Annotated in this window: 6 protein-coding genes and 1 pseudogene; 5 read left to right on the forward strand and 2 right to left on the reverse strand. The window is 71.1% G+C overall.

The annotated features are described in order from the left end of the window. Positions 1-719 (reverse strand): electron transfer flavoprotein subunit beta/FixA family protein (locus ABDW21_RS10285; protein WP_343710416.1); only part of this gene is annotated, 719 nt, incomplete at its 3' end. 205 nt (positions 720-924) lie between these two features. Between ABDW21_RS10285 and ABDW21_RS10290 the strand changes: the two genes are divergently transcribed. The 4 genes and pseudogenes from ABDW21_RS10290 to ABDW21_RS10305 form a co-directional block, all read left to right on the forward strand. After that, positions 925-1,725, forward strand: coding sequence for a class I SAM-dependent methyltransferase (locus ABDW21_RS10290; RefSeq protein WP_343598801.1), 801 nt, complete (start codon positions 925-927; stop codon positions 1,723-1,725). Next, positions 1,722-3,290 (forward strand): glycoside hydrolase family 57 protein, encoded by a 1,569-nt coding sequence (locus ABDW21_RS10295; RefSeq protein ID WP_343598803.1) that lies wholly within the window; start codon positions 1,722-1,724, stop codon positions 3,288-3,290. Before ABDW21_RS10290 ends, ABDW21_RS10295 begins: the two co-directional genes overlap by 4 nt. Before the next feature lie 91 nt (positions 3,291-3,381). After that, the gene (locus ABDW21_RS10300; protein ID WP_343598805.1) at positions 3,382-4,605 is read left to right on the forward strand and encodes a glycosyltransferase family 4 protein; all 1,224 of its coding nucleotides are present in this window, start codon (positions 3,382-3,384) and stop codon (positions 4,603-4,605) included. A 53-nt stretch (positions 4,606-4,658) separates the two neighbouring features. After that, positions 4,659-5,084: pseudogene (locus ABDW21_RS10305) on the forward strand (catalase); the annotation flags it as partial. A gap of 95 nt (positions 5,085-5,179) precedes the next feature. Here ABDW21_RS10305 and ABDW21_RS10310 read toward each other — a convergent pair. Next, a complete protein-coding gene (locus tag ABDW21_RS10310; RefSeq protein WP_343598806.1) occupies positions 5,180-5,479 on the reverse strand; it encodes a hypothetical protein in 300 nt (99 codons plus the stop codon). A gap of 160 nt (positions 5,480-5,639) precedes the next feature. Here ABDW21_RS10310 and ABDW21_RS10315 point away from each other — a divergent pair, with 160 nt between their 5' ends. Continuing rightward, positions 5,640-5,936 carry a hypothetical protein gene (locus ABDW21_RS10315; RefSeq protein ID WP_343598808.1) on the forward strand — a complete coding sequence of 99 codons (297 nt, stop codon included), beginning with the start codon at positions 5,640-5,642 and terminating at the stop codon, positions 5,934-5,936.

Genomic DNA, 5,936 nt, shown 5'->3' on the forward strand with positions numbered 1-5,936 from the left:
TTCGGGGGCTTGGGGTTTGCCGCCAGCACCGTCGACCCGGCGTTGGCCAGGCCGACCTCGTCGGGCTCGACGCCGATCTCGGCCAGCGTCAACACCGTGACTTCCTTCTTCTTGGCGGCCATGATGCCCTTGAAAGACGGGAAGCGCGGTTCGTTGATCTTCTCGTGCACGCTCACCACCGCGGGAAGCGTTGCCTCCAGGGTGAAGGCGCCGTCGTCGGTCTCCCGCTCGCCGGTGATCGTGCCGTTCTCCACCGACAGTTTGCGCATGTGGGTGAGCTGCGGCAGGCCCAGGTATTCGGCGATGATGGCCGGCACCGCGCCGCCGGTGCCGTCGGTGGCCTGGTTGCCGGCGATCACCAGCTCGGTGCCCTCGATGGTGCCCAGCGCGCGGGCCAGCGCCCACCCGGTCTGGACCACGTCGGAGCCGTGCATGCCGTCGTCTTTGAGGTGCACCGCCTTGTCGGCCCCCATCGACAGGGCCTTGCGAATCGCGTCGGTGGCCCGCTCCGGGCCCGCCGTCAACACGGTCACCGAACCGTCGACGCCGGCCGCCGCCTCCTTCTCCCGGATCAGCAGCGCCTCTTCCACAGCGCGTTCGTTGATCTCGTCGAGCACCGCGTCGGCGGCCTCACGGTCGAGGGTCCAGTCGCCGTCGGAGAGTTTGCGCTCCGACCAGGTGTCCGGGACCTGCTTGATCAGAACCACGATGTTCGTCATGGTGTCGTTCGTCCTCCTCGATGCGGTCCCGCGGCGGCCGCCACAAGACCCCCGTTGTCTTTCCGGTGCCGGGCACAAGCTGGTTACCCACCGGTAACTTGGCGTGCTTCGCACTTTCACCATAGCGGGTCCGGTGAGGTCATCGCCCGCCCGTCTCGGGTGAGGTGTTCGCGCCGCAAACGGGTCGGGATAGCCTGCCTATGCCATGAGCGCATCCGCCCCCGACCACAGCCCGCCGGCTCCCGGCCCGGTCCTGCCGCTGACCGGGGAGCGCACCGTGCCGGGCCTGGACGAGGAGAACTACTGGTTTCGCCGCCACGAGGTGGTGTACCGGCGGTTGGCGCCGCGCTGCGCGGGCCGCGACGTGCTCGAGGCCGGCTGCGGGGAGGGATACGGCGCCGACGTGATCGCCGGCGTGGCCCGCCGGGTGGTCGCCGTGGACTACGACGCGTCCGCTGTGGCCCACGTCCGGGCCCGCTACCCGCGGGTGCAGGTCATGGCGGGCAACCTGACCGAGCTGCCGCTGGCCGACGCCTCGGTGGACGTGGTGGTGAACTTCCAGGTGATCGAGCACCTGTGGGATCAGGCCCGCTTCGTCGCGGAATGCGCCCGGGTGCTGCGGCCGTCGGGCCTGCTGATGGTGTCCACCCCCAACCGGATCACGTTCTCGCCGGGCCGCGACACCCCGCTCAACCCGTTTCACACCCGCGAACTCGACGCCGCGGAGTTGACGCAGCTGCTGGTCGACGCCGGGTTCGCGGTGGACGGCGTGTACGGGGTTTTCCATGGGCCCCGGCTGGCCGAGATGGACGCCCGGCACGGCGGCTCGATCATCGACGCCCAGGTCGCGCTGGCACTGGCCGACGCCCCGTGGCCGGCCGGGTTGCTGGCCGACGTCGCCTCGGTCACCGCCGCGGACTTCGACATCGTCGGGGGCGACGGAACCGCGCAGGCCCGCGACATCGACGACAGCCTCGACCTGGTGGCCCTCGCGGTGCGCCCGTGAACAGTCCAGCCGGTAGCCGGGTGCCGGGGATGTTCACCCTGGTGCTGCACACCCACCTGCCATGGCTGGCCCACCACGGCCGCTGGCCGGTCGGCGAGGAATGGCTCTACCAGTCCTGGTCGGCGTCCTACCTGCCGCTGCTGCGGGTGCTGCACACGCTGGCCGGTGAGGACCGGCGCGGGCTGATCACGCTCGGGATGACGCCGGTGGTCACCGCCCAGCTCGACGACCCGTACTGCCTGGACGGGATGTATCACTGGCTGGGCAACTGGGCGCTGCGCGCCCTGGAGGCCACCAGCGCGCGGCCCGGCGACGTGTCGAAGCCGTCCACCCCGGAGTCTTTGCGCGAGTTCGGGATTCGCGAAACCGCCGAGGCGAACCGGGCACTGGAGGACTTCGCCACCCGCTGGCGGCACGGCGTCAGCCCGCTGCTGCGCGACCTGATCGACGCCGGCACGGTGGAGTTGCTCGGCGGCCCGCTGGCCCACCCTTTCCAGCCGTTGCTGGCGCCGCGGCTGCGCGAGTTCGCGCTGCGCGAGGGCCTGGCCGACGCGGCCCAGCGCACGGCCCACACCCCGGCCGGCATCTGGGCCCCGGAATGCGCCTACACCCCGGGCATGGAACACGACTACGCCGCCGCCGGTGTCGGCCATTTCATGGTCGACGGCCCGTCGCTGCACGGCGACACCGCGCTGGGCCGGCCGGTCGGCGGCAGCGACGTCGTGGCGTTCGGCCGCGACCTGCAGGTCAGCTACCGGGTGTGGTCGCCGAAATCCGGCTACCCCGGACACGCCGCCTACCGCGACTTCCACACCTACGACCACCGCACCGGACTCAAACCCGCCCGGGTCACCGGCCGCAACGTGGCGCCGCAGGACAAGGCGCCCTACGATCCGCAGCGCGCGCTGCACGCTGTCGACCTCCACGTCGCCGATTTCGTCGGCTCGGTGCGCGGCCGGCTGCTGGCCGAATCCGAGCGCATCGGGCGGCCCGCGCACGTGATCGCCGCCTTCGACACCGAGTTGTTCGGCCACTGGTGGTACGAGGGCCCGATGTGGCTGCAGCGGGTGTTGCGGGCGCTGCCGCAGGCCGGGGTCCGGGTGGGCACGCTCGCCGACGCGCTGGCCGGCGGTTTCGTCGGGCCGGCGGTCGAATTGCCGCCCAGCTCTTGGGGTTCCGGCAAGGACTGGCAGGTGTGGGCCGGCGAGCAGGTGGCCGACCTGGTGCGGCTCAACGCCGAGGTGGTCGACACGGCGCTGTCCACCGTCGACAAGGCGCTGACCCAGACCGCGGCACTGGACGGGCCGATCCCCCGCAACCGGGTCGCCGACCAAATCCTGCGCGAGACGCTGCTGACGGTGTCCAGCGACTGGCCGTTCATGGTGAGCAAGGACTCGGCGGCCGACTACGCCCGCTACCGGGCGCACCTGCACGCGCACGCCACCCGCGAGATTGCGGCCGCGCTGGCGTCGGGCCGGCCGGAGGCCGCGCAGCGGCTGGCCGACGGGTGGAACCGCGCCGACGGCCTGTTCGGCGCCCTGGACGCACGGCGGCTGCCGCGATGACCCCCCGCCGCCGCCGACGTGTGTGTCTCTACGCCGACACGCCCCCGCGGCCGGCATTCCGCGCGCCCGCGCGCCGACGCTGGGCGCGCACGTGAAGGTTCTGATGGTGTCGTGGGAGTACCCGCCGGTGGTGATCGGCGGGCTCGGCCGGCACGTCCACCAGCTGTCGACGGCGCTGGCCGCGGCCGGTCACGAGGTGGTCGTGCTGTCGCGGCGCCCGTCGGGCACCGACCCCGCCACACACCCGTCGTCGGACGAGACGCACGAGGGTGTGCGGGTGGTGGCGGCCGCGCAGGACCCGCACGAGTTCACCTTCGCCGACGACATGATGGCCTGGACGCTGGCGATGGGGCACGCCATGACCCGGGCCGGGCTGGCGCTGGACTTCACCCCCGACGTGGTGCACGCGCACGACTGGCTGGTCGCTCACCCGGCTATCGCACTGGCTGAATTCCACGACGTGCCAATGGTTTCCACGATCCATGCGACGGAGGCGGGCCGGCACTCCGGCTGGGTGTCCGGCCGGATCAGCCGCCAGGTACATGCCGTCGAGTCGTGGCTGGTGCGCGAATCCGATTCGCTGATCGCGTGTTCGGCGTCGATGCGCGACGAGATCACCGAGCTGTTCGGTCCCGGGCTGGCCGAGATCACCGTGATCCGCAACGGAATCGACGCGGCCCGCTGGGCGTTCGCGCCGCGCCGGCCCCGCACCGGGCCCCCGGAGCTGCTCTACGTGGGCCGGCTGGAGTACGAGAAAGGTGTGCATGACGCCATCGCCGCGCTGCCGCGGATCCGGCGCCGCCACCCCGGCACCACGCTGAGCATCGCCGGCGAGGGCACCCAGCGGGACTGGCTGGCCGGCCAGGCCCGCAAACACCGGGTGCTCACGGCGACAACGTTTCTCGGCCGGCTCGACCATGCGGAGCTGCTGCGCCGACTTCATCAGGCCGACGCCGCGGTGCTGCCCAGCCACTACGAGCCGTTCGGGCTCGCTGCCCTGGAGGCCGCCGCCGCCGGCACGCCGCTGGTCACGTCGGACACCGGCGGCCTCGGCGAGGCGGTGATCCACGGTCGCACCGGGATGTGCTGCGCGCCGCGTGACGTGGTGGGGCTGGCCGCGGCGGTGTGCGCGGTGCTCGACGAGCCGGCCGCCGCGCAGCGCCGCGCGCGGGCCGCCCGCCGCCGCCTGACCGCCGACTTCGCCTGGCACACGGTGGCGCGGGACACCGCACAGGTCTACCTGGCGGCCAAGCGCCGGGTACGCCAGCCGCTGCCGCGGCTGGCCATCGTCGAGCACGCGCTGCCGGACCGTTAGGGCGGCCCATTGCTGCGGCCGGCACGCAGCGCGGGGCGGAAAGTGAGGACACCATGGTCACTCCCGACGACGCGATCGCCGCGATCCGCGGAGTCGGCGGAGCGCAGCCCGGACACCGCGCACTGCACGCCAAGGGCAGCTTGTATCAGGGCACTTTCGCGGCGACGCCGCAGGCGGCCGCGCTGTGCCGCGCACCCCATCTCGACGGCAGCGCCGTGCCGGCGCTGGTCCGGTTCTCCAGCGGCAGCGGGCGGCCCGACCAGCCCGACACCGCGCCGTTCGTGCGGGGCCTCGCTGCCAAGCTGCGGCTGCTGTGGGACAACCGGATAGCGCAGCGGGTGCCGGCAAGCTAGGCGACGGGCGGCTGTCACGCGCTGCACGCGTTCCGCAGGATCGACGCCGGCGGCGGTTCCCGGTTTGTGCGCTGTCACCTGGTTTCGCAAGCGGGCGAACGATTCTTGACCGCGGATGCCGCCCGGACCAACGGTAATCGCGGTCTACCGTGGCGGGTGAGCGGTGGCAATCTCCTCGGGGCGGCCGGGGTTATGAACAGCGGCCCGCCGGTACTTTTGTGTCACTCTTCAGTGTGATCGGGGCGCTTGGGATCGGCCCGGCGGCGGGTCCACTTCTTGCGATTCTGCGGATTGGCCCGGCCTTGTTCCACGATTGCCTGCACCTTCGAGTTGGCAAGGTAGGCACGTTCAAGGGCGGTCAAGACGACCGCCGGCTCAAGGGTGATCGTTCCGTCGTCAGCGGTGGTGACGACGTAACGGCGGCTCGGGGTGATGCCGAGGCCGTTGAGGCTGATCCTGTTGCGTCCGTCCAATTCGAGCAGTCGAACCTCAGGTTCTTCGGCGCCAATGCTGGTGGTCATGCCAGATCGATCTTTCGTCGTTTCGGTGTGTGTGTCTGCAATATCGCTGGGCTGGGCGGAACAGCCACGACAGCAAGTCTCGCACCATCGTGACGACGATGCAACTATATCAGTGTTACGTTGATACATATGATACGGTGAACCTGATTGGATTTTGGCGATGCCGAGCAGCCACCCCATCCCCGGAAGCCTCTGGCTTGACGAGCAGCCGGCCGACGAACGTGACCGACTCTGGGAGACCGACCCCGAATGCGCGGGCCGTGTCGAGGACGCGCTCGACCTGATAGACACCGAGCCGACCAGCGCCGAGGCCACGCGCCGGAAAATCCGTCGCTTGGCGGGCGGTCCGCTCAACGCGGTCGACGTCCGTTGCCGCGACTGCGACTTGCAGATTCTCTGGGAGCACGAACCGGACGGCACCATCGTGGTCCGCTATCTCGGCGAACCAGTGCTGTAG

This window comes from Mycobacterium sp. (assembly GCF_039583805.1).
In the GTDB taxonomy this organism is placed as follows: domain Bacteria; phylum Actinomycetota; class Actinomycetes; order Mycobacteriales; family Mycobacteriaceae; genus Mycobacterium.

Bases quoted from the DNA above. Each gene is read 5' to 3' on its own strand.
- ABDW21_RS10290 (WP_343598801.1), top strand. From the start codon at position 925: ATGAGCGCATCCGCCCCCGACCACAGCCCGCCGGCTCCCGGCCCGGTC.
- ABDW21_RS10310 (WP_343598806.1), bottom strand. From the start codon at position 5,479: ATGACCACCAGCATTGGCGCCGAAGAACCTGAGGTTCGACTGCTCGAA.
- ABDW21_RS10315 (WP_343598808.1), top strand. From the start codon at position 5,640: ATGCCGAGCAGCCACCCCATCCCCGGAAGCCTCTGGCTTGACGAGCAG.